Genomic DNA, 25,483 nt, shown 5'->3' on the forward strand with positions numbered 1-25,483 from the left:
AACCGGAGCCCCCATGCCTGACGCCATCCGCCACCTGACCCTCGCCAACGGCCTGCAGCTGACCCTGCGCCACGCCCCGCGCCTGAAGCGTTCGGCCGCTGCCCTGCGGGTGCACGCGGGCAGCCACGATGCCCCGGGTAAATGGCCCGGCCTGGCCCACTTCCTGGAACATCTGTTCTTCCTCGGCACCCCGCGTTTCCCGCTTGCAGACGGCCTGATGCGGTACGTGCAGGCACTGGGTGGCCAGGTCAATGCCAGCACCCGGGAACGCACCACCGACTTTTTCTTCGAGGTCCCGCCCAGGGCCCTGGCGGGCGGGCTCGAGCGCTTGTGCCAGATGCTCGCCGAACCGGACCTGGGTATCGAGCGCCAACGCCGCGAGCGTGAAGTGATCCACGCCGAGTTCATTGCCTGGTCGCGCAACCCGCAGGCCCAGCAGCAGTTCGCCTTGCTGCAGGCCGCAGCGCCCGGCCACCCACTGAGTGCTTTCCACGCCGGCAACCGGTACACCCTGGCCTTGCACGACCCGGCCTTCCAGCAAGCGTTGCAGGGCTTTCATCAACGCTTTTACCAAGGCGGCCAGATTACCTTGAGCCTGTGCGGCCCGCAGCCGCTGGATGAACTGGAAATGCTCGGCCGACAGCATGCTGCGCAGTTCACAACGAGTGAACGGGTACCTCAGGCCCTGCCACCGCCACTGGCCGCGGCGACCACGGCGCGCGTATTCAGCCACACGCACTTGCCGGTGGGTGCCGAGCAAGCCTTGGAGCTGCTGATCAGTTGCCTTGGCGACAGCCGCCCGGGCACCTGGCTGGCTGCGCTTCGCCAACGCGGCTGGCTGCAGGGTTTCAAGGCCGAGGCGTTGTATGCATACGCCGGGCAATTGTTGTGGCATATCGACCTGCAGCTTGCCGAGGACGCGTGCGGGGAAGAGGTGGATGCCCTGCTGCAAGGATGGTTCGGCTTCCTCCGACAAACCGAAGCCGAGCAATTGAACGCCGAATTCGGCTTGCTGCAGCAAAGCCGCGAACGCAGTGCCAGCGCGCTTGAGCTGGCCCGCCGGGACAGTGCCGGTCTGCCATTTACCGGCCTGGATACAAATACCCTGCAGGCCTTCCGTAGCCTGCTGGCGGGCCTGCCGAGCTGTGTACATGGGCATTGGCATTTGCCCGCCGTAGAGCCCTTGCTCAAGGCCGACCTGCCTGCTGCCAGGCCACAACCATTGCCAGCAGCCCTGAAGATCAGCGACCAGCTGCCGGCCACCCGTCAGTACGCGACGCTGTACCTGCGCTGGCAGGTCCCGGCCCCCTCGCGTCAGCCGCTGTACGCGGTGCTCGAACGCGCCTTGCAACCCCTGCAGGAGCGCTGCGCGCGGGCGTCGGTACAGTTGCAGTTGAGCGCCGCTGGCGAATACTGGCAGTTGCACTGCGCCGGGCTGCCGGCAGCGGTGCTGGGTACCCTGGAACAGGCGTTGGTGCTGCTGGCAGAGCCACCGGACGATAGCTGGCTCGCCCCTTCGACCCCGGCTCCGCCGCTGATACCGATCAGGGCCTTGCTCAAGCAGCTGCCCGACACCGTGCTCGGTGCCTTGCCTGCGCCTGTTCCACCCGGCACGCTGGCGCGGCCTCAGCTCGACAGTCTCTGGCAGCATGCCCGCTGGCACGGCCTGGCGGTTGGCTTCGACGATAGCGCCCTGAACGCCTTGGCAGCGGCGTTGCAGCGTTGCCCTGGTCGGGCCACGGCGCCTGGCCCGCTGCCGGCCTGGGCCAACCACCGCTGGCAGCAGGTCGACGTCCCGGGCAGTGAACGTGCCCTGCTGCTGTTCTGCCCATTGCCGGCGGCGTGGGAAGCCGCTGGCCGCCTGCTTGCCCAACTGCTGCAAGGGCCGGTCTATCAACGGCTGCGGGTAGAACTGCAACTTGGCTATGCGGTATTCAGTGCCTTTCGTCAGGTCGAAGGGGTCGGTGGCCTGCTGTTCGGCGTGCAGTCGCCACATACCAGCCAGACGCAGATACTCGACCACCTGCTCACCTTGCTACGCCAGGGCATTACTTTCGACCCTGCCGCTCGTCAGGCGCTGGCCGGGCAATTCGCGGAACCCGCGATGGCCAACGAGGAAGTCGCCGAATGGGCATGGCAGACATGCCTGGCTAGGCAAACCGGGGGGCTGGATGCGCTGCGCGGGGCGATTCTCGGCACGCAACAAGCGGATCTGGAGCACCTGCTGGGCTACCTCCTCGACAGCGACAGCCGGTGGCTGTGCCTGGCCAATGCCGCCGCACCTGAGGGCGACTGGCTGACCGCAACCGCGTGATTGTTACGCCAGCTGCAAGGGCACTTTTCTTAATAATTAACCTTTCGGTACAGCTATTTCTTGTAAGATAGCGCAATCCCGATTCAAGGGAACCTCCAGCCCATGGCGGTACCCTAGTATTAGCTGACAAACCCAACCCTCATCCGGAAGGAGTAATTCCATGTGGACCAAACCTGCTTACACTGATCTTCGCATCGGCTTCGAAGTCACCATGTACTTCGCCAACCGCTAAGCCTGGCTTACGGTTCAACGCCTCGGCCTGCCGGGGCGTTTTCGTTTATTCGCTACGGTTTTCTGCATAGAGAGTGGCCATGTATATCCAGGTTCTCGGTTCCGCCGCCGGTGGCGGGTTCCCTCAGTGGAACTGCAACTGCGTCAATTGCAAGGGCTACCGTGACGGCACCTTGCGGGCCACGGCGCGCACCCAGTCGTCCATTGCCCTGTCCGATGACGGCGTGCACTGGGTACTGTGCAATGCCTCGCCCGATATCCGCGCCCAGCTCCAGGCCTTTGCGCCGATGCAGCCGGGCCGTGCCCTGCGCGATACCGGCATCAATGCCATCGTGCTGCTGGACAGCCAGATCGACCACACCACAGGCCTGCTCAGCCTGCGCGAAGGCTGCCCGCACCAGGTGTGGTGCACCGACATGGTCCACCAGGACCTGACCACCGGTTTCCCGCTGTTCAACATGCTCAGCCACTGGAACGGCGGCCTGCAATGGAACCGCATCGAACTGGCAGGCAGCTTCGTGATCGACGCCTGCCCCAACCTGCGCTTCACCCCGTTCCCCCTGCGCAGCGCCGCACCGCCGTATTCGCCGCACCGCTTCGACCCGCACCCCGGCGACAACCTGGGCTTGCTGGTCGAGGACACCCGCACCGGCGGCAAACTGTTCTATGCCCCGGGCCTGGGCCAGGTGGATGACAAGCTGCTGAAGATGATGGACGACGCCGACTGCCTGCTGGTCGACGGCACCCTGTGGGAAGATGACGAGATGCAACGGCGTGGCGTGGGCACCCGTACCGGGCGTGAGATGGGCCACCTGGCTCAGAACGGCCCTGGCGGCATGCTGGAGGTGCTCGAGGGCTTCCCGCGCCAGCGCAAGGTGCTTATCCACATCAACAACACCAACCCGATCCTCGACGAGAACTCGCCCGAACGCGCCGAAGTGCTGCGCAGAGGTGTGGAAGTGGCCTTCGATGGCATGAGTATCGAGTTGTAACAACTGCACAAGAGGTGGCAGAAACCCTGTGGGTATTGCCAGGCCGGATAATCGTTTTACAGGAGCCAGCCGAATGAGCGACGCACTGCCAATGTCCCCTGCCGAATTCGAGCAGGCCCTGCGCGCCAAGGGCGCCTATTACCACATTCATCACCCCTACCACGTGGCGATGTACCAGGGCCGAGCCACCCGTGAGCAGATCCAGGGCTGGGTGGCCAACCGCTTCTACTACCAAGTCAACATTCCGATGAAGGACGCGGCGATCCTGGCCAACTGCCCGGACCGCGAAGTACGCCGCGAATGGATCCAGCGCCTGCTCGACCATGACGGCGCACCCGGCGAAGACGGCGGTATCGAAGCCTGGCTGCGCCTGGGCCAGGCCGTGGGCCTGGACCCGGACCAACTGCGCTCGCAGGAGCTGGTGCTACCCGGCGTACGTTTTGCCGTGGACGCCTACGTCAACTTTGCCCGGCGGGCCAGCTGGCAGGAAGCCGCGAGCAGCTCGTTGACCGAACTGTTCGCCCCGCAAATCCACCAGTCGCGCCTGGACAGCTGGCCGCAGCACTACCCGTGGATCGACCCGGCCGGCTACGAATATTTCCGCACCCGCCTGGGCCAGGCCCGGCGTGACGTGGAGCACGGCCTGGCGATTACCCTGCAGCACTACACCACCCGCGCGGGCCAGGAGCGTATGCTGGAGATCCTGCAGTTCAAGCTGGACATTCTCTGGAGCATGCTCGACGCCATGAGCATGGCCTATGAACTGAACCGCCCACCCTATCACTCCGTCACCCAGGAACGGGTGTGGCACAAAGGGATCACCTTATGAGTTTCAATCGCAAGCAAGTGCCGAACTGGCGCCCCGGCTACCGCTTCCAGTACGAACCGGCGCAAAAAGGCCATGTGTTGCTGTACCCCGAGGGCATGATCAAGCTCAACGACAGCGCGGCCCTGATCGGTGGCCTGATTGACGGCCAGCGTGACGTTGCCGCGATCATTGTCGAACTCGAACAACAGTTCCCCGGTGTCCCGGAAGTGGCCGATGACATCGAGCAGTTCATGGAGGTGGCCCGTGCCGAACACTGGATCGTCCTCTCCTGAATTACCGCCCACGCCCGCAGTCGGCCTGCCGCTGTGGCTGCTGGCCGAGCTCACCTACCGCTGCCCGCTGCAGTGCCCGTACTGTTCCAACCCGCTGGACTTCGCCGCCCAGGGCCAGGAGCTGAGTACCGCGCAGTGGTTCAAGGTGATGGCCGAAGCCCGGGAAATGGGCGCCGCGCAGATCGGCTTTTCCGGCGGTGAGCCACTGGTACGCCAGGACCTCGCCGAACTGATCGGCGAGGCGCGCCGGCTGGGTTACTACACCAACCTGATCACCTCCGGCATCGGCTTGACCGAGGCGCGCATCGCCGACTTCAAGAAGGCTGGCCTGGACCATATCCAGATCAGCTTCCAGGCCAGCGACGAGCAGGTGAACAACCTGTTGGCCGGCTCGAAGAAGGCCTTTGCGCAAAAACTGCAAATGGCCCGCGCGGTGAAAGCCCACGGCTACCCGATGGTGCTCAACTTCGTCACCCACCGGCACAACATCGACAGGATCGATCGCATCATCGAGCTGTGCATCGCCCTGGAAGCGGACTTCGTCGAGCTTGCCACCTGCCAGTTCTACGGCTGGGCCCACCTCAACCGCCTGGGGTTGCTGCCAACCCGCGCGCAGCTCGAACGGGCCGAGCGCATCACCAACCAGTACCGCGACAAGCTCAAGGCCGAAGGCAACCCGTGCAAGCTGATCTTCGTCACCCCGGACTACTACGAAGAACGACCCAAGGCGTGCATGAACGGCTGGGGCAGCCTGTTCCTCACCATCACCCCGGACGGCACCGCGCTGCCGTGCCACGGCGCGCGCCAGTTGCCGGTGCAGTTCCCCAACGTGCGCGACCATGACCTGCGACATATCTGGTACGACTCGTTCGGCTTCAACCGCTTCCGTGGCTATGAATGGATGCCCGAACCCTGCCGTTCCTGCGACGAAAAGGAAAAGGACTTCGGCGGCTGCCGCTGCCAGGCCTTCATGCTCACCGGCGATGCCAGCAACGCCGACCCGGTGTGCGCCAAGTCGGCCGACCACGGCATCATCCTCAAGGCCCGCGAGGAGGCAGAAAGCGCCCAGCTCGCGATTGAACAGATGACCTTCCGCAATGAGCGAAACTCCCGTGTCATCGCCCGCGGTTGAATTCACTGCGGCCCAGGCAGTCGCGGCCGGCACCGACTTCGCCGACCTCAAGGTCAGCGCTGCCGGGCTGTTCTGGAACGAGTTCCGCCCCGCCGATGGTGCTTGTCGCATCTGGCATTGGCAGCACCAGCAGGCCCGCTGCCTGACGCCCGATGGTTTCAGCGTGCGCAGCCGGGTCTATGAATACGGCGGTGGCAGTTTCTGCCTGGGTGGCGACGGCATTCTGTTCGTCAACGAGAAGGACCAGCAGGTATACACCCAGGGCCTGGCAGCAACGCCACCGCGCGCCCTGACGAACCACGCGAACTGCCGCTACGGCGACCTGCAGTGGCACGCTGGCCTGGTGCTGGCGGTCGAGGAGCAGCATGGCGAACGGGTCGAGCATCGGCTGGTGGCACTGGCTGAACGAAGCCGGCAGGTGCTTGCCGAAGGTGCCGACTTCTACGCCTCGCCTACCATGAGTGCCGATGGCCAGCGCCTGGCGTGGATCGAGTGGGACCGCCCGGCACAGCCCTGGACGGTCACCCGGCTGATGTGTCGCAGGCGTGACAACAGCGGCCAATGGGGACCCGCGCAATCCGTGGCCGGTGCCGATGAGTCGCTGCAGCAGCCACGCTTCGATGCACAAGGCCGGCTTTACTGTCTGTCCGACCGTAACGGCTTCTGGCAACCCTGGGGTGAGGTTGCTGGCCGCTGGCAGGCGCTGCCTGCCGAGCCGGCAGACCATGCCGCCGCCCCCTGGCAACTGGGCGCGAGCACCTGGTTGGCGCTGGGGCAGCAAGACTACCTGGCCAGCTGGTTCGAAGACGGCTTCGGGCAACTGGGCCTACGCAGCGCCGCTGGCCTGGAGCGATTCGCCAGTGCCTATACGCGCTTTCGCAGCCTGGCCATGGATGACCAGCACCTGTATGCCATCGCCGCATCGCCGATCAGCCCGCCGGCAGTCATCAGCATCAGCCGCAGCAACCACCAGGTCAGCGTACTGGCCGGTGGCGCCGAAGTGCTTGCGGCCACGGATATCAGCCTGCCGCAGCCGATCCACTATGGCAGTGACGGCCACCAGGCCCACGGTTTCTTCTACCCGGCAGCCCGATCACAAGGGGCCACACCGCTGGTGGTGTTCATCCATGGCGGCCCGACCTCGGCCTGTTATCCGGTGCTCGACCCGCGCGTGCAGTACTGGACCCAGCGCGGCTTCGCCGTAGCCGACCTCAATTACCGGGGCAGCAGCGGCTACGGTCGGGACTACCGCCAGGCCTTGCACCTGCGCTGGGGAGAAAGCGATGTGGCCGATGCCTGTGCAGCAGTCGAATACCTCGCCGCCCGTGGCCTGATCGACCGCAACAAGGCGTTCATCCGCGGCGGCAGCGCAGGCGGCTATACCACTTTGTGCGCCCTGGCGTTTCATGATGTATTCCGCGCCGGTGCGAGCCTGTACGGGGTCAGCGACCCGCTGGCACTGGGCCGGGCGACGCACAAGTTCGAGGGCGACTACCTGGACTGGTTGATCGGTGACCCGCAGCAGGACGCCGAGCGTTATCGCCAGCGCACACCGCTGCTGCATGCCGGGCAGATCAGGGTGCCGGTTATTTTCTTCCAGGGCGAACTGGATGCGGTGGTGGTGCCGGAGCAGACTCGGTCGATGCTGGCAGCGTTGCAGGCTAGCGGGGTCGATGCCGAAGGGCACTTCTATGCCGGGGAGCGGCATGGCTTCCGCAAGGCCGGGAACCTGGCGCATGCGCTGGAAGAAGAGTGGAAGTTCTATTGTCGGGTGCTGAGGGCCTGAGGTTTTGGGGCCGCGTTGCGGCCCCAAAAGGTCTCAGCGCTTGGCGATGATGTACACCGCGTGCACGATGCCCGGTATATACCCCAGCAAGGTCAGCAGGATATTCAGCCAGAACGCCCCGCCGAACCCCACCTGCAGGAACACACCCAGCGGTGGCAGGATGATGGCGATGATGATGCGTATGAAGTCCATGCGAGTCTCTCCTGTAGGGGTTACCTCACAGACTAGCCTCCCGCCGCAGAGGTTCCACCGGCAAAAAAAACGCCCCGGGCCGAATGAAACAGGCCAGGGGCGATGCGCAGGAACGCCAGACGGTTCGTAGAATTCTCGGTTTCGCCAGTACGCTATGCCGGCATTTCCCGGCGGGCCTGCTGCCGGGTGTGCAGGCGGGCAAAGGCGCGGGCCAGGCGCAGCAGCATTTCGTCGATGTTGCCCTTGCTCACGGTCAGGGCTGGCGAAAAGCGCACCACATCCGCCTGCGGGGCATTGAGCAGCAGGCCTTCATGCAGGGCTGCGGCCACCAGCTCGCAGGCCAGGTTTTCTTTCAGTTGCAGCGCCCATAGCAGGCCCTGCCCACGCACTTCGCCCTGGCCATAACGCCCGGCCAGGCGGCTAAGGCCTTCACGCAGGTGGCGCCCGTTGTCGCGCACCTGGGCAAGCAAGCCAGGCTCGAGCACGGCGTCCAGAACCGCCAGGCCCGCAGCACACATCAGCGCGTTACCGTGGTGGCTGCCTTGCAGTTCGCCAGGTTCGGCGCAGCACGCCGTGCCCCGGGCCAGCAACGCTGCCAGTGGCACGCCACCGCCCAGGCCTTTGCCCAAGGTGACGATATCGGCGCGCACGCCATAGGTTTCTTCGGCCAGCAGCGCACCGCAGCGACCGATACCGGTCTGCACTTCATCGAGAATCAACAGGATGCCCAGTTCACGGCAGAGGGTTTCCACCCCTTTGAGGTAGTCCTGCGTCGCCGGGATGACACCCGCCTCGCCCTGGATCGGCTCCAGCATGATCGCCACGGTGCGTGAGTCCACCTCAGCGTGCAGCGCCGCCAGGTCGTTGAACGGCACCTTGCTGAAACCGGGCAGGCCGGGCTCGCAGCGATTGCACGGCAGTGGGTCGGATGCCGACAGCGCCCCCAGGCTACGGCCGTGGCAGGCCTGGCTGGCGGTGATGATGTGATAGGCGCCGTTGCGGTGCAGCTGGCCCCACTTGCGCGCCAGCTTGATTGCGCCCTCGCACGCTTCGGCACCGCTGTTGAGCAGGTAGGCCTGATCGCTGCCGGTGCTCTGGCACAGGCGGTCGGCCAATTCCAGCAGCCCACGGCTGTGCAACCCCGCCCCCGGGTTGATCAGCGCCTGGGCCTGGTTGCCCAATGCCTTGACCAGCACGCTCGGGCTGTGCCCCAGGCTGTTGACCGCGCCACCTTGGGTGAAGTCCAGGTAGGCATGCCCTTCGTTGTCCCACAACCAGGAACCCTGGCCACGTACGAATACCTGCGCTGCACGTTCGCAGCCAGGCATCAGTCGCTCACGCGACAGCTGCGACGCTTGCGGCACGGTCACCGGCGCACGCTTGGGCTCGGCGACGGCAGCGAGGGCCGGGCGGCGCAGCTTGAACAGGTTCATCAGGGCTCCAACCAGTCACGGTAGAAGGCGTTGTCGGTGCGGTCCGGATGCCGTCACTCGATATTCTGCCTTTCCTATCAAAAGTGTTTTTCATCCAGGGTAACAATCGAGCCATTCATCGCTGTAACCCTTTGGAATACAGCGATAGACTAGGCCTCGCCGGGGTTTTCGGCCATTTCGTTTTTTCAGCATTTTCGATAAGTATCACTTATGGATTTCCGCCAACTGCGTTATTTCGTCGCGGTGTATGAAGAGGGCCATGTGGGCCGTGCCGCCGAGCGCCTGTCATTGTCCCAACCGGCGCTTTCCCAACAGATCCGCCAGCTGGAACACAGCCTCGACCTGAGCCTGTTCGAGCGCAGCAACAAGCGCCTGCTGCCGACCCTGGCTGCGCATACCTTGTACAACCACGCCCTGCCGCTGCTCGACGGCCTGCAACGCGCCCACCAGGCCATGCGCAACTTCAAGGGCCAGTCGCTGCGAACCCTGGCCATCGGCGTGCTGCAGACGGTGCGCCCCAGCCTGGTGCCGCAACTGCTCGAACGCCTGCGCAAGGCACAGCCGCACCTTGTCGTGCAGATCTACGAATTGTCGGGGCTGGAAATCGAACGGCGCCTGCTCAATGGCAGCCTGGACATCGGCATCAGCTACCTGCCGCCACGCCAGCCGGGGCTACATGGCCTGTTGCTGTATGAAGATGAGCTGCAGTTGGTCATCCCGGCTACACACCCGCTGAAGGACTTCAAGAAAGTATCCATCCGCCAGGCCGCCGAGCTGCCCATGCTGATGTTGGGCGAAGAGTTCCAGATCCGCCAGATCTGGCAGGCGCAACTGGCCAGCCAGGGGCGTCGGCCGCAAGTGCAGGCCGAGATGAACAACATGGCAGGGATACTCGACAGCCTGGCCCATACGGCGCTGGCGACCATCCTGCCAGGCCGGGCCAAGGACGCCGCCGAGGAAGACCAGGCGCTGCTGTGGAAGCCGTTGAGCGAGCCGCGCGTGCCGCTCAAGGTTGGCTTGGTATTTCGCGATGCCCAGCGCCAGCAGGCCTCTGTGGAGCTGCTGCGTACGCTGCTGGAAGAGGAGAGCGACGCACGTTTGGCGGGGGCATCGCCACTGGATGTGCTCGCCTGAAAAACGCGCGCACAAAGAAAACCCCGCCTAAGCGGGGTTTTCCAGACTGTTTCCCTGTGACATCCGTATCGCCCCGCCATCCTGGCAGGTGGTCCTTCGTCGTCTTCCTTGATCTGTACTTTGCGCTTCCTGCACAACGTCCATGTGGGAAAGATTAACCCTGGATCCAATGCGATAACAGTGGTGAAAAGTCACCACGTCATGTAGGAAAAAGCTTACAACGGCAGAGTTGGTCGCATGCAGCCTGGAATCGGGCCGCTACGCGCCCCCAAACCCTGTCAGAACTGCTCAGCATCCAGCAGGTACAGCGATTCACTCCCCGCCTTAACCGCTGCCACCAGCGAATTCACCCGTGGCAGCAACCGCGCAAAGTAGAACCGCGCTGTACCCAGCTTACCGGCGTAGAACGCCGCATCCCCCTCACCTGCCTGCGCCGCACGCGCCATCAACGCCCACATGTAGGCGTAAGCTACATAGCCAAAGGCGTGCAGGTACTCGACCGAAGCCGCGCCGATTTCATTCGGGTTGCCCTTGGCCTGTTCCAGCACCCACTCGGTCAGCCCGTCCAGCTGGTCGAGGCTGACCGCCAGCGGCTTGGCAAATTCCTCCAGCTGGCTGTCGGCACTGGCAATGAACTGGCGAATCTCGTCGGAGAACAGGCGATAGTAAGCCCCACCACTGGCGACCACCTTGCGCCCCATCAGGTCCAGGGCCTGGATGCCATTGGTGCCTTCGTAGATCTGCGTGATACGCACATCGCGCACCAGTTGCTCCTGCCCCCACTCGCGAATGTAGCCATGCCCGCCGAACACCTGCTGGCCATGCACCGCGCATTCCAGGCCGAGGTCGGTGAGGAACGCCTTGGCTACCGGCGTGAGCAATGCCACCAGCTCTTCGCTGCGCTTGCGCACGCTGGCGTCCTCGCTGTACTTGGCACTGTCCAGTTGCATGGCCACGTAGGTGGAGAACGCCCGGCCGCCTTCGATCAGCGCCTTCATGGTCAGCAACATGCGGCGCACATCCGGGTGGACGATGATCGGGTCGGCGGCCTTGTCCTTGGCTTGCGGCCCGGTCGGGGCGCGGCTTTGCAGGCGATCACGAGCGTATTCCACGGCGTTCTGGTAGGAGCGCTCGGCCGAGGCCAGGCCCTGGATACCAACACCCAGGCGCTCGTAGTTCATCATGGTGAACATCGCCGCCAGGCCCTTGTTAGGCTCGCCGACGATATAGCCAACGGCTTCGTCGAAGTTCATCACGCAGGTGGCCGAGGCCTGGATACCCATCTTGTGTTCGATCGAACCACAGGTGGCCGAGTTGCGTGCGCCAAGGCTGCCGTCCTCATTGACCAGGAACTTCGGCACCAGGAACAGTGAAATGCCTTTCGGCCCCGCCGGTGCATCCGGCAGCTTGGCCAGCACCAGGTGGATGATGTTCTCGGTCAGGTCGTGCTCGCCACCGGTGATGAAGATCTTGGTGCCGCTGACCTTGTAGCTGCCGTCTGCCTGGGGCTCGGCCTTGGTGCGAATGATGCCCAGGTCGGTGCCGGCGTGCGGCTCGGTCAGGCACATGGAGCCCGCCCACACACCGGCATACATGTTCGGCAGGTATTTTTGCTTCAGTGCCTCACTGGCGTGGGCGTTGATCGACAGGCAGGCACCGGCGGTCAGCATCGGGTAGAGGCCGAACGCCAGGCTGGAGGCGTTGACCATTTCCTCGACCTGGGCCGAAATGGCCTTGGGCATGCCCATGCCGCCGAACAGCGGGTCGCCGCCCACGCCCACCCAGCCGCCTTCGGCGTAAGTGTTGTAGGCCTCGATGAAACCAGCTGGAGTGCGCACCGCACCTTGGTCCCAGTGGCAGCCCTCTTCATCGGCGGCACGGCTGAGCGGCGCGATGGACCTGGCAGTGACCTTGCCGGCCTCTTCCAGCACCGCCATGGCTGTGTCGGGGTCGACAACCTCGGCCAACCCGGGCAACTGCGCCCACTGCTCGGCCACGTTGAAGACTTCATTCAGTACGAAGCGCATGTCGCGCAAGGGCGCTTTATATTCAGCCATGACAACCTCTCGCTAGTCGGGTCGGGGCGGTCTCGGGGAACCGCGACACTGGGTAACGAGCAGTGTAACCGAACAACTTTTACGAGACATAGGGTCATCACTAGACTGCATAGTCAGTTTCGGTCACGCCATGCGCACTGCGCCACGCTGTGATTGCTGCCCGTGCACCATGACACAATTGCGCCCCGCACTCTTCGCGTTGTACAGCGCCTGGTCGGCGGATTTCAGTACTGCCTCGGGGTTGCGGTGGTCGGCCTGGCGCTCGGCTACGCCGATGCTGATGGTGACCGACACCGTCCCGCCCGTGCTGCCCGCGCGTCGCTGGCGCCCGGCGCTATCGTCCTGCGGGCGGTTATGCTGGTCGCGCAGGTGCATCACGTAATTGGCGATCACTTCACGCACCGCTTCCACGTGCGGCACGCATTCTTCGGCTGTCTTGCCAGCGAATACCAGGGCGAATTCCTCGCCGCCATAACGGTACGCGCGGCCACCGCCGGTCACCTTGGCCAGGCGGCTGGCGACCAGGCGCAGCACCTGGTCGCCGACGTCGTGGCCATGGGTATCGTTGAACTTCTTGAAGTGGTCCACGTCGGTCATGGCAATCACGTAGTTGCGCCCCAGGCGCTGCATGCGCTCGTTCAGCGCACGCCGCCCCGGCAAGCCGGTCAGCTCGTCGCGAAAGGCCATCTGGTAGGCCTCATGAGCTACCGATGCCGCGATCATCAGCATTACCTGGCTGCACATGATGTTGAGGGTGAACGGCAGGATGAAGGTTTGCGGCAACATCCAGAAAATCCCCAGCAGGCCCGAGATCAACGCGGCGTGCAGCGGCCGCGGGGCACGCAGGTATTGCACCACCAGCAGGATGAACACGCCGAGGAACAACGGGTAGACCATCTGGATGAGGCTCATCCACCGGCCATGCAACGACGGCCAGCGAATTTCCGCCAGCCACGTCAGCAGCGCCTCGGGGTAGCTCTGTTCGAGAGCCACCGCCACGCTGCCCACGGCGAACAGCACGGCGCCGCGGGCAACCAGGTCCTGCAGCAGGTGGGTGCGCTCCTGCCAGGCACCGTACAACCCGAACAGGGTGGGCAACAGCAGGCATACCAAATGGAAGGTTACCGCGGCATCTTCGCGCACGCGGCCATGGTCACGGTAGAAGTCGGTCTGGGTATCGAGCAGGAAGTAGGCGATATACACCGTGAGCATCAGGAACAGCTCGCGCTGACGGCGGTACACCGCGCAGTAGGCGCCACCCAGCAGCAGGACCAAGGTGGGCAGGACATTGAACAATGATGTGAAAAAGACACTGAGGTCTCTCACGTAAGCCGCGGCGAGGCCTGCCAGCAACAGGATCAGCGAAGGCAGGAAGTGGCTCGCGCGAACAGCGTTAAGACGAAGCAAGGGTAATCTCCAACCCGGCAGATCAATAGTGGCATTGTGCCCATACTTCATCGGCAGCGCACATGAACAGTTGAATTTCAAATCATGCACCGCTTCTGCAAAGCCACGCGCCGGGCTTGAAACAAAAAAACCCGCCTGCCGGTGAGGGCAGGCGGGTTTCGGTCACAACCGGTGAATCAGTAGGACAGGCCGAAGCTTTCTTCGTCCATCGCCATCAGGTTGTCGGCTCCGGACAGCATCGCTGCCACATGGGTGCGGGTACGCGGCAGGATACGCTGGAAGTAGAAGCGCGCGGTCTGCAGCTTGGCGGTGTAGAACGCCTCTTCGCTGGTGCCGGCAGCCAGCTTCTCGGCGGCCAGGCGGGCGATGTCGGCCCAGAAGTAGGCCAGGCAGGCATAACCGGAATACATCAGGTAATCGACCGAGGCCGCGCCCACTTCTTCACGGTCCTTCATGGCGGCCATGCCGACCTTCATGGTCAACTCACCCCACTCCTTGTTCAGTGCCGCCAGCGGTTCGACGAATTCCGTCACCGCAGTGTTGCCTTCCTGCGCCTGGCAGAACTTGTGCACGATCTTGGTGAAGCCCTTCAGCGCTTCGCCCTGGGTCATCAGTACCTTGCGGCCGAGCAGGTCGAGGGCCTGGATGCCGGTGGTGCCCTCGTACAGCATGGAGATCCGGCTGTCGCGCACGTTCTGCTCCATGCCCCACTCGGCGATGAAGCCGTGGCCACCGTAGATCTGCACGCCATGGTTGGCCGCCTCGAAGCCGACTTCGGTCATGAATGCCTTGGCGATCGGCGTCAGGAACGCCAGCAGGGCGTCGGCCTTCTTGCGCTCTTCTTCATCCTGGCTGTACTTGACGATGTCCACTTGCTTGGCGGTGAAGTACACCATCGCGCGGTTGCCTTCGGCGAAGGCCTTCATGGTCAGCAGCATACGGCGCACGTCGGGATGCACGATGATCGGGTCAGCGGCCTTGTCCGGTGCTTTCGGGCCGGTCAGCGAACGCATCTGCAGACGTTCGCGGGCGTATTTCAGGCCACCCTGGAAGGCCACCTCGGCGTGAGCCAGGCCTTGCAGCGCGGTTCCCAGCCGGGCGGTGTTCATGAAGGTGAACATGCAGTTCAGGCCTTTGTTGGCCGGGCCGATCAGGAAGCCGGTGGCAGCGTCGAAGTTCATCACGCAGGTGGCGTTGCCGTGGATGCCCATCTTGTGTTCGATCGACCCGCAGCTGACGCCGTTGCGCTCGCCCACACCACCTTCGGCGTTGGGCAGGAACTTCGGCACGATGAACAGCGAAATGCCCTTGGTACCGGCCGGTGCATCCGGCAGGCGGGCCAGGACGATATGGACGATGTTGTCGGCCATGTCGTGCTCACCGGCCGAAATGAAAATCTTGGTTCCCGACACCTTGTAGCTGCCGTCAGCCTGAGGCTCGGCCTTGGTGCGCAGCATGCCCAGGTCGGTACCGCAGTGTGGCTCGGTCAGGCACATGGTGCCGGTCCATTCGCCGGATACCAGCTTGGTCAGGTAGGTGTGCTGCTGCTCAGGGGTACCGTGCGCAGAAATGGTGTTCATCGCACCGTGGGACAGGCCAGGGTACATGCCCCACGACCAGTTCGCCCCGCCGACCATTTCGCTCAGGGCCAGGCCCAGCGACTCCGGCAGGCCCTGGCCGCCGTGCTCGACATCATGCGCCAGGCTCGGCCAGCCGCCTTCGACGAACTGCTGATAGGCCTCTTTGAAGCCAGTCGGGGTTTTCACGCCCGCTTCGCTCCAGGTGCAGCCTTCCTGGTCACCCACACGGTTCAGCGGCGAAAGCACCTGCTCGCAGAACTTCGCGCCTTCTTCAAGGATCGCGTCGACCATGTCGGGCGTGGCGTCCTGGCAACCCGGCAGGCTCTGATAGTGCGCCTCATAGCCGAGCAGTTCGTCGCGAACGAAGCGGATATCACGCAAGGGGGCTTTGTAGTCAGGCATTGCGATGAACCTCTAGGTGAGTTCTGTGGGGTGACGCGCGCCGTGCGGCATCGATCAAACAGTTGTTTGAAACTTACGTTTAGCTCCGCCGGATGTCAAGAATGGACTATTGTGTCATTTGCGCCACGAAAAATGGCAAATACGCCAACACTTGTCATGACTACTACAGAAGCGGGTTCACCCGCGAAAAAAGTCGGCCCGGAAAACAGCTGTCAGGGCTGACGCACGCGCGGGGGAACCCGCTCCCTCAGGGGCGCAGGCGTTAATACGGAGGTAGATGCCAGCGATCAGGCGTAGGTATCGATGAACCGGCCGAGCATTTCGTCGGATGCCTTGGCGAGCTTCACGCCAAGCTCGACCTCATGCTTGCCTACGGCCAGTTGCACCGTGCTGGTGGCTAGGTCCATCTGCTGGCTGCGGTCGACCGCGCGCAAGCGTTCGGCCTGAAAGTCGCTGGACTGGCTGGTGGCAGTACGTTCGGCGGTGGTGTTGGCAATCTGGCTGGCGGCCTGATCGACGCGGTTCTGGCCGGTCTGGATTGCGCTCAGGCCCGCGTAATAGGCGGAGCTACCGGTGATTTCCATGTCAGGACTCCATTGACGCTGGATAACGGACAGGCCCAATTAAAGCAGGCTGGGCGCAAAAAGGCCCGTTTAAATCGCTAATGGCCCGATGCCATTTGATAGCCCTTGAGTATTCCTGCAGCACTAATCCAGAAGATCCAGTTGCAGATGCTCAGCCACCATGTCGGCACTGGCCTGCTTGAGCTTGGGCACCCGCCCCAGGCAAGGCGCCGGCAACCGTTCGGCCAGGCTGGCCAGGTTCTCTTCCAGCCGCGAGGTACTAGGTTCGATGATGTTCGCCACCCACCCCGCCAGCTGCAGCCCGTCGCGGGCAATCGCCTCGGCGCTGAGCAAGGCATGGCTGATACACCCCAGCCGCACTCCCACCACCAGGATTACGGGAAGCTGGAGGGCAATAGCGAGGTCCGACAGGTTGTCCTGCCCCGATAACGGCACGCGCCAGCCGCCAGCCCCTTCGATCAGGGTGAAATCGGCATGCTGTTGCAGCACACTGCGCATCGCCGCGAGCAGCTCAGGTACCGCAAGGGTAACCCCCGCTTCCCGCGCCGCCACATGCGGTGCGATAGCCGGTTCGAAGGCGAACGGGTTGACCTGCTCGTAGGGCAGCTTGATCGAACTCTCGTCGATCAATGCCTGGGCATCGCTGTTGCGCAGCCCTTTCGCGGTCATCGTGCAACCCGAAGCCACCGGTTTGGCTCCCAAGGTGCTCAGGCCCTGCAAGCGTGCCGCATGCAACAGCCCGGCAGCGATGGTGGTCTTGCCAACGTCGGTATCGGTACCGGCAATGAAATAGGCCTGGCTCATCTCGCTCCCCTTACGCCTGTTGCTTGCGCAACACACCATAGACCACTTGGTAAGTGGCTGGCAGCCCTTGAGGCTGGCGAAACGCCTCGTAGGCCTGCAGCAAGCCCTGCATGCGAGCCCGCCCGGTCAGGCCAGAAGGCCGGCCTGGGTTGAGATTGTGCGCACCCAGCGCCTTCAGTTCGTGGGTCAGGCTGCGCACAGCCGGGTAATGCAGCACATGTGGGCAACACTGCAATTCGAGTTGCTCGAAACCGCTGGCCGCACACAGGCGTTGGTAGTCTTCGAAACGTCGGAAGCGGTTCACATGCACCAGGCCATCCACCGCCTGCCAGCTGGCGCGCAATTCAGCCAGGGTGCCCACGCACAGGCTGCTGAAAGCCATAACGCCACCTGGGCGCAGTACCCGTTGCGCCTCTGCCAGCACGCTGGCGAACTGGTCGCACCACTGCACCGCCAGGCTGGAGAACACCAGGTCGACGCTGGCATTACGCAACGGCAAACGCTCGGCATCGCCAGCGACGTGATAGTGCGCCCCAGCTTGCTCGTTGCGCGCATGGCGCAGCATGCCTTCGGCGATATCCACCGCCACGCCGCTGGCGGCGGCGAAACGCTCGGCCAGCGCCCGGCTGAAGTGACCGGTGCCGCTGCCCAGGTCCAGCCAGCGCGACGGCTGCAGGCCTTCCGGCAACAACCTCAGCAGGTCCTGGCCCACGGCACGCTGCAGCGCCGCCACGCTGTCATAGCTGGCCGCAGCGCGGGAGAACGAGGCCGCCACCTGACGCTTGTCGGGCAGTGCCCCCGGCGGGGTCGGACGGGATAGATCAGTCATCGCCACTCTCATGCAGGAAACTCTTGATGCCCGCCGCCAGCTCCTGCGGGTACTCCAGCAGGAACGCGTGGGAACTGTCTTCGACCAGGCCCACTTCCACATCGGGCAACAGCTCGCTCAGGGCTTTTGCCGCTTCTGCCGGCACCAGGGCATCGCTGCCGGCGAACAGGTGCAGCTGCGGGCCGGCGTAGGCCTGCAAGGCTTCGCGAACATCCAGCTTCGCCAGCACTTCCAGGCCGGTGGCCAGGTACAACGGGTCGGTGTCCGGCACGCCGATACCCAGCTGGCGCAGCAGGGTACGCGGTTGCTGGGCACCGTCGCTGCACAGCGTACGGAAACGCTTGAGGGTGACCTGGGTATGGCTGCGGCAGCCGTCGAGGAAGGTACCGAAGGTATCTTCGGCCATGCTATGCGGCCAGCCCGGGCGCACCACGAAACTGGGGTTGCTGGCCAAGGTCAGCAGGCCACAGCAGTGGTCGCCGCGCTTGTGCGCCAGGGCACTGGCCAGCATCCCGCCGAACGACCAGCCGCCCAACCAGACATCGCTCGGCAGCTTGCGATCGAGGTGCTCGATCCAGGCCTGGACATCGCTGTGCGGCAGCTCCGGCAGGGGCATCAGCTCTACCTGCAGGCGGGTGTCCTGGAGCCGCAGGCTGGCGGCCAGCGGCTCCAGGGACGCAGTGCCCAGGCCCCAGCCGGGCAATAGAACAAGGCGATTACGCATCGGCGTTCTCCAACTGTGGATAACACTCGGCCAATGCATTCAACAATAGCTGCACCTGCGCCTCACTGTGGGCGGCGCTCAAGGTCACCCGCAGGCGCGCACTGCCCGCCGGTACGGTGGGTGGGCGGATGGCCGTCACCAGCAGGCCGCGCTCGCGCAGCATGCGCGACAGGCGCAGGGCCTGCGCGCTGTCGCCGATGACGATCGGCTGGATCGGGGTCGGGCTGTCCATCAATTGCAGCCCGATCTGCCGTGCGCCTTCGCGGAACTGGCGAATCAACGCTGCCAGGTGCTCGCGGCGCCAGGTTTCGCAGCGCAGCAGTTCCAGGCTTTTCAGCGTGGCGCAGGCCAGCGCCGGTGGCTGGCTGGTGGTGTAGATGTAGGGGCGGGCGAATTGCACCAGCGCCTCGATCAGTTCTTCGCTGCCAGCGACGAAGGCACCGGCGGTACCGCACGCCTTGCCCAGCGTACCGATCAGGACCGGAACCTCATCCACGCCCAGGCCGAAGTGCTCGACGACACCGCCGCCATGCTTGCCAAGGGTGCCCAGGCCATGGGCATCGTCGACCATCAGCCAGGCACCCCGCGCCTTGGCGACAGCGGCCAGCGTCGGCAGGTCAGCCAGGTCGCCGTCCATGCTGAACACGCCGTCGGTCACCACCAGGGTATTGCCAACCGCCTTGTCCAGGCGGCTGACCAGGCTGGCCGCGTCATTGTGCAGATAACGGCTGAAACGGGCACCGCTGAGCAGCCCGCCATCCAGCAACGAAGCGTGGTTCAAACGGTCCTGCAGCACGCTGTCACCCTGCCCCACCAACGCGGTGATAGCGCCCAGGTTGGCCATGTAGCCGGTGGAGAACAGCAGCGCACGCGGCCGCCCGGTGAGCTCGGCCAAAGCCTCTTCCACCTGATGGTGCGGGGTGCTGTGGCCGATCACCAGGTGCGAGGCGCCCCCTCCGACCCCCCAGCGCTCGGCGCCGGCCTGCCAGGCGGCAACCACCTCCGGGTGGTTGGCGAGGCCGAGATAATCGTTGCTGCAAAAGGCCAGCAAGGGCTGGCCGTCGACCACCACTTCCGGCCCCTGCGGGCTCTGCAGCAGCGGCCGCTGCCGATACAGGTCTGCGGCGCGCCGTTCGGCCAGGCGCGCGGCCAGGTCGAAGGCCATCTCAGGCCGACGCGGCGTTGTAGAACATCTCGCTGCTGCGCTGCTCGACCAGCGCCTGCTCGATGGCGGCCTGGTGCACTTCGTCGGCGTGTTCCTCGCGGGCTTCGGGCTTGATACCCAGGCGGGCGAACAGTTGCATGTCCTTGTCGGCCTGCGGGTTGGCGGTGGTCAGCAGTTTTTCACCGTAGAAGATCGAGTTGGCGCCTGCCATGAAGGCCAGGGCCTGCATCTGTTCGTTCATCTGCTCCCGGCCGGCGGACAGGCGCACGTGTGACTTGGGCATGAGGATACGCGCCACGGCCAGCATGCGGATGAAATCGAACGGGTCGACGTCCTCTTCCTCGGCCAGCGGCGTACCGGCGACCTTGACCAGCATGTTGATCGGTACCGACTCCGGGTGCTCCGGCAGGTTGGCCAGCTGGATCAGCAGGCCGGCGCGGTCGTCCAGCGACTCGCCCATGCCGAGGATACCGCCGGAGCAGATCTTCATACCGGCCTCACGCACGTAGGCCAGGGTTTGCAGGCGCTCGCTGTAGGTGCGGGTAGTAATGATGCTGCCGTAGAACTCCGGCGAGGTATCGAGGTTATGGTTGTAGTAATCCAGGCCGGCCTGGGCCAGGGCCTTGGTCTGCTCCTGGTCGAGCTTGCCGAGGGTCATGCAGGTTTCCAGGCCCATGGCCTTCACGCCTTTGACCATTTCCAGCACGTAAGGCATGTCCTTGGCCGACGGGTGCTTCCAGGCCGCGCCCATGCAGAAGCGGGTGGAGCCGATGGCTTTGGCGCGTGCCGCTTCTTCCAGCACCTTCTGCACTTCCATGAGCTTCTGTTTTTCCAGCCCGGTGTTGTAGTGGCCGGATTGTGGGCAATATTTGCAATCTTCCGGGCAGGCGCCGGTCTTGATCGACAGCAATGTCGAAACCTGCACGCGGTTAGGGTCGAAGTGCGCGCGGTGCACGGTCTGTGCCTGGAACAGCAAGTCATTGAACGGTTGCTGGAACAGCGCCTTGACCTCTGCCAGGGACCAGTCGTGACGTGTTGTTGCAGTTGTGCTGGCGCTCATCGGTGTTTCCTTGTTTAGGCTGTAGCTGGCGCCGGGACAGGAAAGCCCGCCAGCGCATCACGGTTAGCTCGCATAGTCATGGAAGGCCTATGAACTGTCAACCACACTGGAAAAGGCTGGTTTACAAGTGCTCAATTATTAATCAAACATGTTTACTATGCGACGAGCGTGCCGGGCAGGCCTACCCGCTGTGCGTCGCCTGTGAACAGGCGCTGCCCTGGCTGGATGATCAATGCCTGCGCTGCGCCTTGCCCATGCCGATGTCTGGCCTGACCTGCGCGCAATGCAGCCGCCGCGCGCCGGCTTTCGAGCAAGTGATTGCGCTGTGGCATTTCGGCTTTCCGGTAGACACGCTGGTCAGCCGCTTCAAGCACAAGCGCCAGTGGCCGCTGGGGCGTCTGATGGCGGAGCTGCTGGGCCATGGATTGCTGCATCGCTTTGCAGAGGGGGTGGCCCGGCCCGACCTGCTGTTACCGGTGCCCCTGGCCAGGCGTCGACAGCGCGAGCGTGGTTTCAACCAGGCAGGAATGTTGGCGCGCTGGTTATCGGTGCAGCTCGGGGTACGGTGCGACGAACGGTTGCTGACGCGTACACGCGAAACACCCGCGCAGCAGCAGCTGGACGCCAGGGCAAGGCAGCGCAATTTGCGCCAGGCGTTTGCGCTCACGGGTGAGTTGAAGGGTCAGCATGTCGCCATTGTCGATGACGTGCTGACCACGGGGGCAACCGCGCATACAATTGCCGAGCTGCTATGCACGGCCGGGGCGCGGCGCGTGGATGTCTATTGCCTGGCACGCACGCCCAAACCGGGGTATGCATGACCCAACGATATCTGCCACGGCGCAAACCCCGGGGCCGCTTCACCTGAGCCTTATGACGACTGGATACCATGCCCTTGCCCAGCCTCCTTACCCAGCACATCGCCCGCCGCCCCCAGCGTATCGCGCTGCTGCAGCACGTTGCCGATCAAGGTTCGATCACTCGCGCCGCCAAGGCTGCGGGCATCAGTTACAAAGCCGCCTGGGATGCCATCGACGAGCTCAACAACCTGGCCGGCCACCCGCTGGTCGAACGTAGCGCCGGCGGGCGAGGCGGCGGTGGAGCACGGTTGTCGCCGGAGGGCGAACGAGTACTGCGCCTGTATCAGCGTCTGCAGGCCTTGCAGGCACAAATGCTCGAAGCGGCAGAACAATCCAGTGACCTCGACCTGCTCGGTCGCCTGATGCTGCGCACCAGTGCGCGTAACCAGTTGCAGGGCCAGGTCAGTGGCCTGCGCCGTGAAGGACGGCTTGATCGCGTCAGCCTGACGCTGGGCGACGGGCTGGAGATCGAGGCGCTGATCACCCGCGACAGCACTGCGCGGTTGGAGCTGACGCTGGGGACGATGGTTGTGGCACTGCTCAAGGCAGGGTGGGTGCGGTTGTTGGCGGCAGGGGAAGAGGCCGAAACGGGTAACAACTGCCTGAAAGCGACGGTGCAGGGTGTGCTGGCGGAGGCTGACGGGCCGAGCGAGGTCAGGCTGGCGCTGGGCAACGGGCAGATGTTGTGTGCCTTTGCCGAAGCGGCCTGGCTGGCTGAGCACCGGGTAGCGAACGGCAGCAGGCTACGCGTGCAGTTTCATCCCTCTTATGTATTGATCGGGATTCCCGCGTAGGCGGGTAGCGCGGTTCGCGGGCATGCCGGCGAAGAGGCCGGCACAGGGATAACGCGGTACCATGGGCCTTGTGCCGCTTATCCCCGGAGTTCTCATGTCCCACCCCTTCGACACCCTCACCCCCGACCTGGTCCTCGACGCCGTGGAGAGTCTGGGCTTTCTCAGTGACGCCCGGGTGCTGGCACTCAACAGCTACGAGAACCGCGTCTACCAGGTAGGTATCGAAGGTGCGCAACCGCTGGTGGCCAAGTTCTACCGCCCAGGCCGCTGGAGCGATGCGGCCATCCTCGAAGAGCACAGCTTCACCGCTGAGCTGGCCGACTGTGAGGTCCCGGTGGTTGCCCCGATGCAGCATGACGGCCGCACGTTGTTCGAACACCAGGGTTTCCGCTTCGCCCTGTTCCCCCGCCGTGGCGGCCACGCCCCGGAGCCGGGCAATCTCGACCAACTCTACCGCCTTGGCCAGTTGCTTGGCCGCCTGCATGCCGTAGGCGCCAGCAAACCGTTCGAGCACCGCGAAGCGCTGGCGGTCGAAAACTTCGGCCACGCCTCGCTGAAAACCTTGCTGGAAGGTGGCTTTGTGCCCCGTGACCTGCTGCCGGCCTTCGAGTCGGTGGCCCGCGACCTGCTCAAGCGTGTGGAAGACATTTATGCCCGTACGCCGCACCACCTTATCCGCCTGCACGGCGACCTGCACCCCGGTAACCTGATGCATCGCGACGAGGTGTACCACGTGGTCGACCTTGACGACTGCCGCATGGGGCCGGCCGTTCAAGACCTGTGGATGATGCTGGCCGGCAGCCGTGAGGAGCGCTTGGGGCAACTGGCTGAACTGATCGATGGCTACAACGAGTTCCACGACTTCGATCCGCGCGAACTGGCCCTGATCGAAGCACTACGCGCGCTGCGCCAATTGCACTACAGCGCCTGGCTGGCGCGGCGCTGGGACGACCCGGCCTTCCCGCCCAGCTTCCCCTGGTTCGGCCAGCCACGCTACTGGGGCGACCAGATCCTGGCATTACGCGAACAATTGGCGGCTCTGGGTGAACCGGCATTGAAATTGTTCTAGAAGCACGCCCGCCTCTGTCTACAATAGGCGTCGCTTCATTTAGCTACCTAAGCAAGGATTCTGCATGCACGCCGCAAACCCGCGTCGCGGGTACCTACTGGGCCTGAGCGCCTACATCATCTGGGGGCTGTTTCCCCTGTACTTCAAGGCGATCCAGAGCGTCCCGGCGGTGGAAATCATCGTTCATCGGGTGCTGTGGTCGGCGCTGTTCGGCTCGCTTCTGCTACTGGTGTGGAAACACCCCGGCTGGTGGCGCGAACTGCGCGACAACCCGCGCCGATTGGGCATCCTGGCCCTCAGCGGAGCACTGATTGCCGGCAACTGGCTGACCTATGTATGGTCGGTAAACAACGGCCGCATGCTTGAGGCCAGCCTGGGTTACTACATCAACCCGCTGATCAATGTGCTGCTGGGCATGCTTATTCTTGGCGAGCGCCTGCGCCGCCTGCAATGGCTGGCCGTGGCCATGGCCGCCGTGGGCGTGGCCCAGCAGGTATGGCAGGTGGGCAGCCTGCCATGGGTGTCGCTGGCGCTGGCACTGAGCTTCGGCTTTTACGGGTTGATCCGCAAACAGGCACCGGTAGCGGCACTGCCGGGCCTGGTGGTGGAAACCTGGATGCTGGTACCTCTGGCCCTTGGCTGGTTGCTGCTGCACCCGGCGGCAATGAGTGCGCAGAGCGCGTTCTATACCAGCAGCGAAGCGTTGTGGCTGATGGCCGCAGGGCCGGTAACGCTGATACCGCTGGTGTGCTTCAACGCTGCCGCACGGCACCTGCCGTATACCACACTGGGCTTCCTGCAGTACCTGGCGCCGACCCTGGTGCTGCTGCAGGCGGTGCTGCTGTTCGACGAACATCTGTCCTCCAGCACACTGGTGGCGTTCATGTTCATCTGGGCGGGGCTGGCGGTGTATAGCGTCGATGTGTGGTTGAGTTTGCGCAAGCGTAGCTGAACAAAAAATGACCATTACCCTGCAGGCCGCACGGTTCGTGGCCTGCAGCGACATCTCCAAAGGTTATCCACACCCTCGTCCCCGCGCTTTGTGCACAAGCTGCTGATTTGTGAGTGTTTTTTGAGCAAAGCCGTACAAGGCACGGGTCCTGTGGGCTGGAGAGGTACACCCCCAGGTTATCCACAAGGCCTTCCCCGTATTATCGGGATAACACGGAGGCTGCAAAGCGGCCTGCCGCTCTCTGACTATTCGTGCGGGCGCAGCTTCAATTCCACCATCAAATCATCTGCCAGGCTCTCCAGTTTCTGCTGCAACTGATCCAACGGCAGCGTCAACGGCATGGCCAGCAACGCATCGGCATGAAACAGCGGCTCGCTGCTCATCGGTGCCGGGCGCACTTCAGTGGTAAAGCGTTCGAGGTTAACCCCCAGGTCTGCCAGCAATCGGGTAATGTCACGCACGATACCCGGCCGGTCATTGCCCACCAGTTCCATGGCAATCGGTTTCCAGGTGCATGACGGCTCGATCCCGCTCTCGGCGATCAGCACACGAATGTCATACCGCACCAGCCCTTGCAGCGAGGCCACCAGCTCGTCGTAGTTTTCTGCCGGCACAGCCACCCGCAGGATGCCGGCAAACTGCCCGGCCATGCGCGACATGCGGCTTTCCAGCCAGTTGCCACTGTGGTCGGCAATGCACTGGGCGATACGCTCGACCTGGCCGGCCTTGTCCGGGGCAATCACAGTCAGTACAAGATGATCCACAAGCCCTTCCTCGTGTGTCGGACCGCGCCGGGCGGCGGGAAATCAGGCGATCGACTCAGTATAGGCAAGGCGCGGCAACCTGCCGCAGGGCAATTTGCATGACTAATCGTGTACTGT

At 64.0% G+C, this 25,483-nt stretch carries 24 protein-coding genes; 12 read left to right on the top strand and 12 right to left on the bottom strand.

From position 1 onward, the window contains the following. The first annotated feature begins 13 nt into the window (after positions 1-13). The 7 genes from pqqF to B4L76_RS19210 all read left to right on the top strand — a co-directional run bounded on the left by pqqF (position 14) and on the right by B4L76_RS19210 (position 7,556). The gene (gene pqqF, locus B4L76_RS19180; RefSeq protein ID WP_296234682.1) at positions 14-2,314 is read left to right on the top strand and encodes a pyrroloquinoline quinone biosynthesis protein PqqF; all 2,301 of its coding nucleotides are present in this window, start codon (positions 14-16) and stop codon (positions 2,312-2,314) included. Positions 2,315-2,474: 160 nt separating this feature from the next. Then, positions 2,475-2,546 carry a pyrroloquinoline quinone precursor peptide PqqA gene (gene pqqA, locus B4L76_RS19185; RefSeq protein WP_003243383.1) on the top strand — a complete coding sequence of 24 codons (72 nt, stop codon included), beginning with the start codon at positions 2,475-2,477 and terminating at the stop codon, positions 2,544-2,546. A gap of 79 nt (positions 2,547-2,625) precedes the next feature. Next, positions 2,626-3,537 (top strand): pyrroloquinoline quinone biosynthesis protein PqqB, encoded by a 912-nt coding sequence (gene pqqB, locus B4L76_RS19190; RefSeq protein ID WP_296234683.1) that lies wholly within the window; start codon positions 2,626-2,628, stop codon positions 3,535-3,537. 73 nt (positions 3,538-3,610) lie between these two features. Continuing rightward, positions 3,611-4,366: a pyrroloquinoline-quinone synthase PqqC gene (pqqC, locus tag B4L76_RS19195; protein WP_003255592.1), complete on the top strand. Its 756-nt coding sequence runs from the start codon at positions 3,611-3,613 to the stop codon at positions 4,364-4,366. Continuing rightward, positions 4,363-4,638, top strand: a complete 276-nt coding sequence (gene pqqD / locus B4L76_RS19200) for a pyrroloquinoline quinone biosynthesis peptide chaperone PqqD (RefSeq protein WP_296234684.1) — start codon at positions 4,363-4,365, stop codon at positions 4,636-4,638. Before pqqC ends, pqqD begins: the two co-directional genes overlap by 4 nt. Next, positions 4,610-5,770: a pyrroloquinoline quinone biosynthesis protein PqqE gene (gene pqqE / locus B4L76_RS19205; protein ID WP_296234685.1), complete on the top strand. Its 1,161-nt coding sequence runs from the start codon at positions 4,610-4,612 to the stop codon at positions 5,768-5,770. Before pqqD ends, pqqE begins: the two co-directional genes overlap by 29 nt. Further along, positions 5,736-7,556, top strand: coding sequence for a S9 family peptidase (locus tag B4L76_RS19210; protein ID WP_296234687.1), 1,821 nt, complete (start codon positions 5,736-5,738; stop codon positions 7,554-7,556). The genes pqqE and B4L76_RS19210 overlap by 35 nt, the downstream gene beginning before the upstream one ends. A 33-nt stretch (positions 7,557-7,589) precedes the next feature. Here the strand turns inward: B4L76_RS19210 and B4L76_RS19215 are convergent, their stop codons facing one another. Both B4L76_RS19215 and B4L76_RS19220 read right to left on the bottom strand, forming a co-directional pair. After that, on the bottom strand, positions 7,590-7,748 hold the full coding sequence (locus B4L76_RS19215; protein WP_009681539.1) for a YqaE/Pmp3 family membrane protein: 159 nt from the start codon (positions 7,746-7,748) through the stop codon (positions 7,590-7,592). A gap of 152 nt (positions 7,749-7,900) precedes the next feature. Next, positions 7,901-9,181, bottom strand: coding sequence for an aspartate aminotransferase family protein (locus tag B4L76_RS19220; RefSeq protein WP_296234696.1), 1,281 nt, complete (start codon positions 9,179-9,181; stop codon positions 7,901-7,903). A 210-nt stretch (positions 9,182-9,391) separates the two neighbouring features. On the opposite strand from B4L76_RS19220, the gene B4L76_RS19225 reads away from it, so the two are divergent. Then, positions 9,392-10,315: a LysR family transcriptional regulator gene (locus tag B4L76_RS19225; protein ID WP_296234697.1), complete on the top strand. Its 924-nt coding sequence runs from the start codon at positions 9,392-9,394 to the stop codon at positions 10,313-10,315. Positions 10,316-10,593: 278 nt separating this feature from the next. On the opposite strand, the gene B4L76_RS19230 is transcribed toward B4L76_RS19225, so the two are convergent. The 9 genes from B4L76_RS19230 to bioB form a co-directional block, all read right to left on the bottom strand. Further along, a complete protein-coding gene (locus tag B4L76_RS19230) occupies positions 10,594-12,372 on the bottom strand; it encodes an acyl-CoA dehydrogenase C-terminal domain-containing protein (protein ID WP_296234699.1) in 1,779 nt (592 codons plus the stop codon). Positions 12,373-12,495: 123 nt separating this feature from the next. Continuing rightward, complete coding sequence (locus tag B4L76_RS19235; protein WP_296234700.1) at positions 12,496-13,779, bottom strand: GGDEF domain-containing protein; 1,284 nt, start codon at positions 13,777-13,779, stop codon at positions 12,496-12,498. A 176-nt stretch (positions 13,780-13,955) separates the two neighbouring features. Then, positions 13,956-15,761 carry a phenylacyl-CoA dehydrogenase gene (locus B4L76_RS19240; RefSeq protein ID WP_296234702.1) on the bottom strand — a complete coding sequence of 602 codons (1,806 nt, stop codon included), beginning with the start codon at positions 15,759-15,761 and terminating at the stop codon, positions 13,956-13,958. A 287-nt stretch (positions 15,762-16,048) separates the two neighbouring features. Next, positions 16,049-16,345, bottom strand: coding sequence for a pyrroloquinoline quinone biosynthesis protein PqqE (locus B4L76_RS19245; RefSeq protein WP_296234703.1), 297 nt, complete (start codon positions 16,343-16,345; stop codon positions 16,049-16,051). A 123-nt stretch (positions 16,346-16,468) separates the two neighbouring features. Next, positions 16,469-17,149 (bottom strand): dethiobiotin synthase, encoded by a 681-nt coding sequence (gene bioD, locus B4L76_RS19250; protein ID WP_296234704.1) that lies wholly within the window; start codon positions 17,147-17,149, stop codon positions 16,469-16,471. Between the two features lie 10 nt (positions 17,150-17,159). Beyond that, positions 17,160-17,978 (bottom strand): malonyl-ACP O-methyltransferase BioC, encoded by an 819-nt coding sequence (gene bioC, locus B4L76_RS19255; RefSeq protein WP_296234705.1) that lies wholly within the window; start codon positions 17,976-17,978, stop codon positions 17,160-17,162. Further along, positions 17,971-18,702 (bottom strand): alpha/beta fold hydrolase, encoded by a 732-nt coding sequence (locus B4L76_RS19260; protein WP_296234706.1) that lies wholly within the window; start codon positions 18,700-18,702, stop codon positions 17,971-17,973. Before B4L76_RS19260 ends, bioC begins: the two co-directional genes overlap by 8 nt. Then, a complete protein-coding gene (gene bioF, locus B4L76_RS19265) occupies positions 18,695-19,867 on the bottom strand; it encodes an 8-amino-7-oxononanoate synthase (protein WP_296234708.1) in 1,173 nt (390 codons plus the stop codon). Before bioF ends, B4L76_RS19260 begins: the two co-directional genes overlap by 8 nt. A 1-nt stretch (position 19,868) precedes the next feature. Next, positions 19,869-20,927 (bottom strand): biotin synthase BioB, encoded by a 1,059-nt coding sequence (bioB, locus tag B4L76_RS19270; RefSeq protein ID WP_296234709.1) that lies wholly within the window; start codon positions 20,925-20,927, stop codon positions 19,869-19,871. Positions 20,928-21,016: 89 nt separating this feature from the next. On the opposite strand from bioB, the gene B4L76_RS19275 reads away from it, so the two are divergent. From B4L76_RS19275 to rarD, 4 genes are all read left to right on the top strand, one after another. Next, positions 21,017-21,748 (top strand): ComF family protein, encoded by a 732-nt coding sequence (locus tag B4L76_RS19275; protein ID WP_296234757.1) that lies wholly within the window; start codon positions 21,017-21,019, stop codon positions 21,746-21,748. Positions 21,749-21,816: 68 nt separating this feature from the next. Next, positions 21,817-22,581, top strand: a complete 765-nt coding sequence (locus B4L76_RS19280) for a TOBE domain-containing protein (protein WP_296234711.1) — start codon at positions 21,817-21,819, stop codon at positions 22,579-22,581. A 94-nt stretch (positions 22,582-22,675) separates the two neighbouring features. Further along, positions 22,676-23,650 carry a serine/threonine protein kinase gene (locus B4L76_RS19285; RefSeq protein WP_296234713.1) on the top strand — a complete coding sequence of 325 codons (975 nt, stop codon included), beginning with the start codon at positions 22,676-22,678 and terminating at the stop codon, positions 23,648-23,650. Between the two features lie 64 nt (positions 23,651-23,714). Beyond that, entirely contained in the window at positions 23,715-24,602 is an 888-nt protein-coding gene (gene rarD / locus B4L76_RS19290; protein WP_296234715.1) for an EamA family transporter RarD, read from the top strand. Between the two features lie 245 nt (positions 24,603-24,847). Here the strand turns inward: rarD and B4L76_RS19295 are convergent, their stop codons facing one another. Further along, positions 24,848-25,366 (bottom strand): glycine cleavage system protein R, encoded by a 519-nt coding sequence (locus tag B4L76_RS19295; protein ID WP_296234717.1) that lies wholly within the window; start codon positions 25,364-25,366, stop codon positions 24,848-24,850. Positions 25,367-25,483 lie beyond the last annotated feature (117 nt).

The organism is Pseudomonas sp. UBA4617 (assembly GCF_002386445.1).
Taxonomy (GTDB): Bacteria; Pseudomonadota; Gammaproteobacteria; order Pseudomonadales; family Pseudomonadaceae; genus Aquipseudomonas.

Excerpts from the sequence above, each read along its gene's own strand:
- B4L76_RS19245 (WP_296234703.1), bottom strand. The coding sequence starts at position 16,345 with ATGGAAATCACCGGTAGCTCCGCCTATTACGCGGGCCTGAGCGCAATC.
- pqqB (WP_296234683.1), top strand. The coding sequence starts at position 2,626 with ATGTATATCCAGGTTCTCGGTTCCGCCGCCGGTGGCGGGTTCCCTCAG.
- bioF (WP_296234708.1), bottom strand. The coding sequence starts at position 19,867 with ATGGCCTTCGACCTGGCCGCGCGCCTGGCCGAACGGCGCGCCGCAGAC.
- B4L76_RS19275 (WP_296234757.1), top strand. The coding sequence starts at position 21,017 with ATGAACTGTCAACCACACTGGAAAAGGCTGGTTTACAAGTGCTCAATT.
- rarD (WP_296234715.1), top strand. The coding sequence starts at position 23,715 with ATGCACGCCGCAAACCCGCGTCGCGGGTACCTACTGGGCCTGAGCGCC.
- pqqC (WP_003255592.1), top strand. The coding sequence starts at position 3,611 with ATGAGCGACGCACTGCCAATGTCCCCTGCCGAATTCGAGCAGGCCCTG.
- bioD (WP_296234704.1), bottom strand. The coding sequence starts at position 17,149 with ATGAGCCAGGCCTATTTCATTGCCGGTACCGATACCGACGTTGGCAAG.
- B4L76_RS19215 (WP_009681539.1), bottom strand. The coding sequence starts at position 7,748 with ATGGACTTCATACGCATCATCATCGCCATCATCCTGCCACCGCTGGGT.
- B4L76_RS19260 (WP_296234706.1), bottom strand. The coding sequence starts at position 18,702 with ATGCGTAATCGCCTTGTTCTATTGCCCGGCTGGGGCCTGGGCACTGCG.
- bioC (WP_296234705.1), bottom strand. The coding sequence starts at position 17,978 with ATGACTGATCTATCCCGTCCGACCCCGCCGGGGGCACTGCCCGACAAG.
- pqqD (WP_296234684.1), top strand. The coding sequence starts at position 4,363 with ATGAGTTTCAATCGCAAGCAAGTGCCGAACTGGCGCCCCGGCTACCGC.
- B4L76_RS19210 (WP_296234687.1), top strand. The coding sequence starts at position 5,736 with ATGAGCGAAACTCCCGTGTCATCGCCCGCGGTTGAATTCACTGCGGCC.
- B4L76_RS19225 (WP_296234697.1), top strand. The coding sequence starts at position 9,392 with ATGGATTTCCGCCAACTGCGTTATTTCGTCGCGGTGTATGAAGAGGGC.
- B4L76_RS19230 (WP_296234699.1), bottom strand. The coding sequence starts at position 12,372 with ATGGCTGAATATAAAGCGCCCTTGCGCGACATGCGCTTCGTACTGAAT.
- B4L76_RS19220 (WP_296234696.1), bottom strand. The coding sequence starts at position 9,181 with ATGAACCTGTTCAAGCTGCGCCGCCCGGCCCTCGCTGCCGTCGCCGAG.
- B4L76_RS19280 (WP_296234711.1), top strand. The coding sequence starts at position 21,817 with ATGCCCTTGCCCAGCCTCCTTACCCAGCACATCGCCCGCCGCCCCCAG.
- pqqF (WP_296234682.1), top strand. The coding sequence starts at position 14 with ATGCCTGACGCCATCCGCCACCTGACCCTCGCCAACGGCCTGCAGCTG.
- B4L76_RS19240 (WP_296234702.1), bottom strand. The coding sequence starts at position 15,761 with ATGCCTGACTACAAAGCCCCCTTGCGTGATATCCGCTTCGTTCGCGAC.
- B4L76_RS19285 (WP_296234713.1), top strand. The coding sequence starts at position 22,676 with ATGTCCCACCCCTTCGACACCCTCACCCCCGACCTGGTCCTCGACGCC.
- bioB (WP_296234709.1), bottom strand. The coding sequence starts at position 20,927 with ATGAGCGCCAGCACAACTGCAACAACACGTCACGACTGGTCCCTGGCA.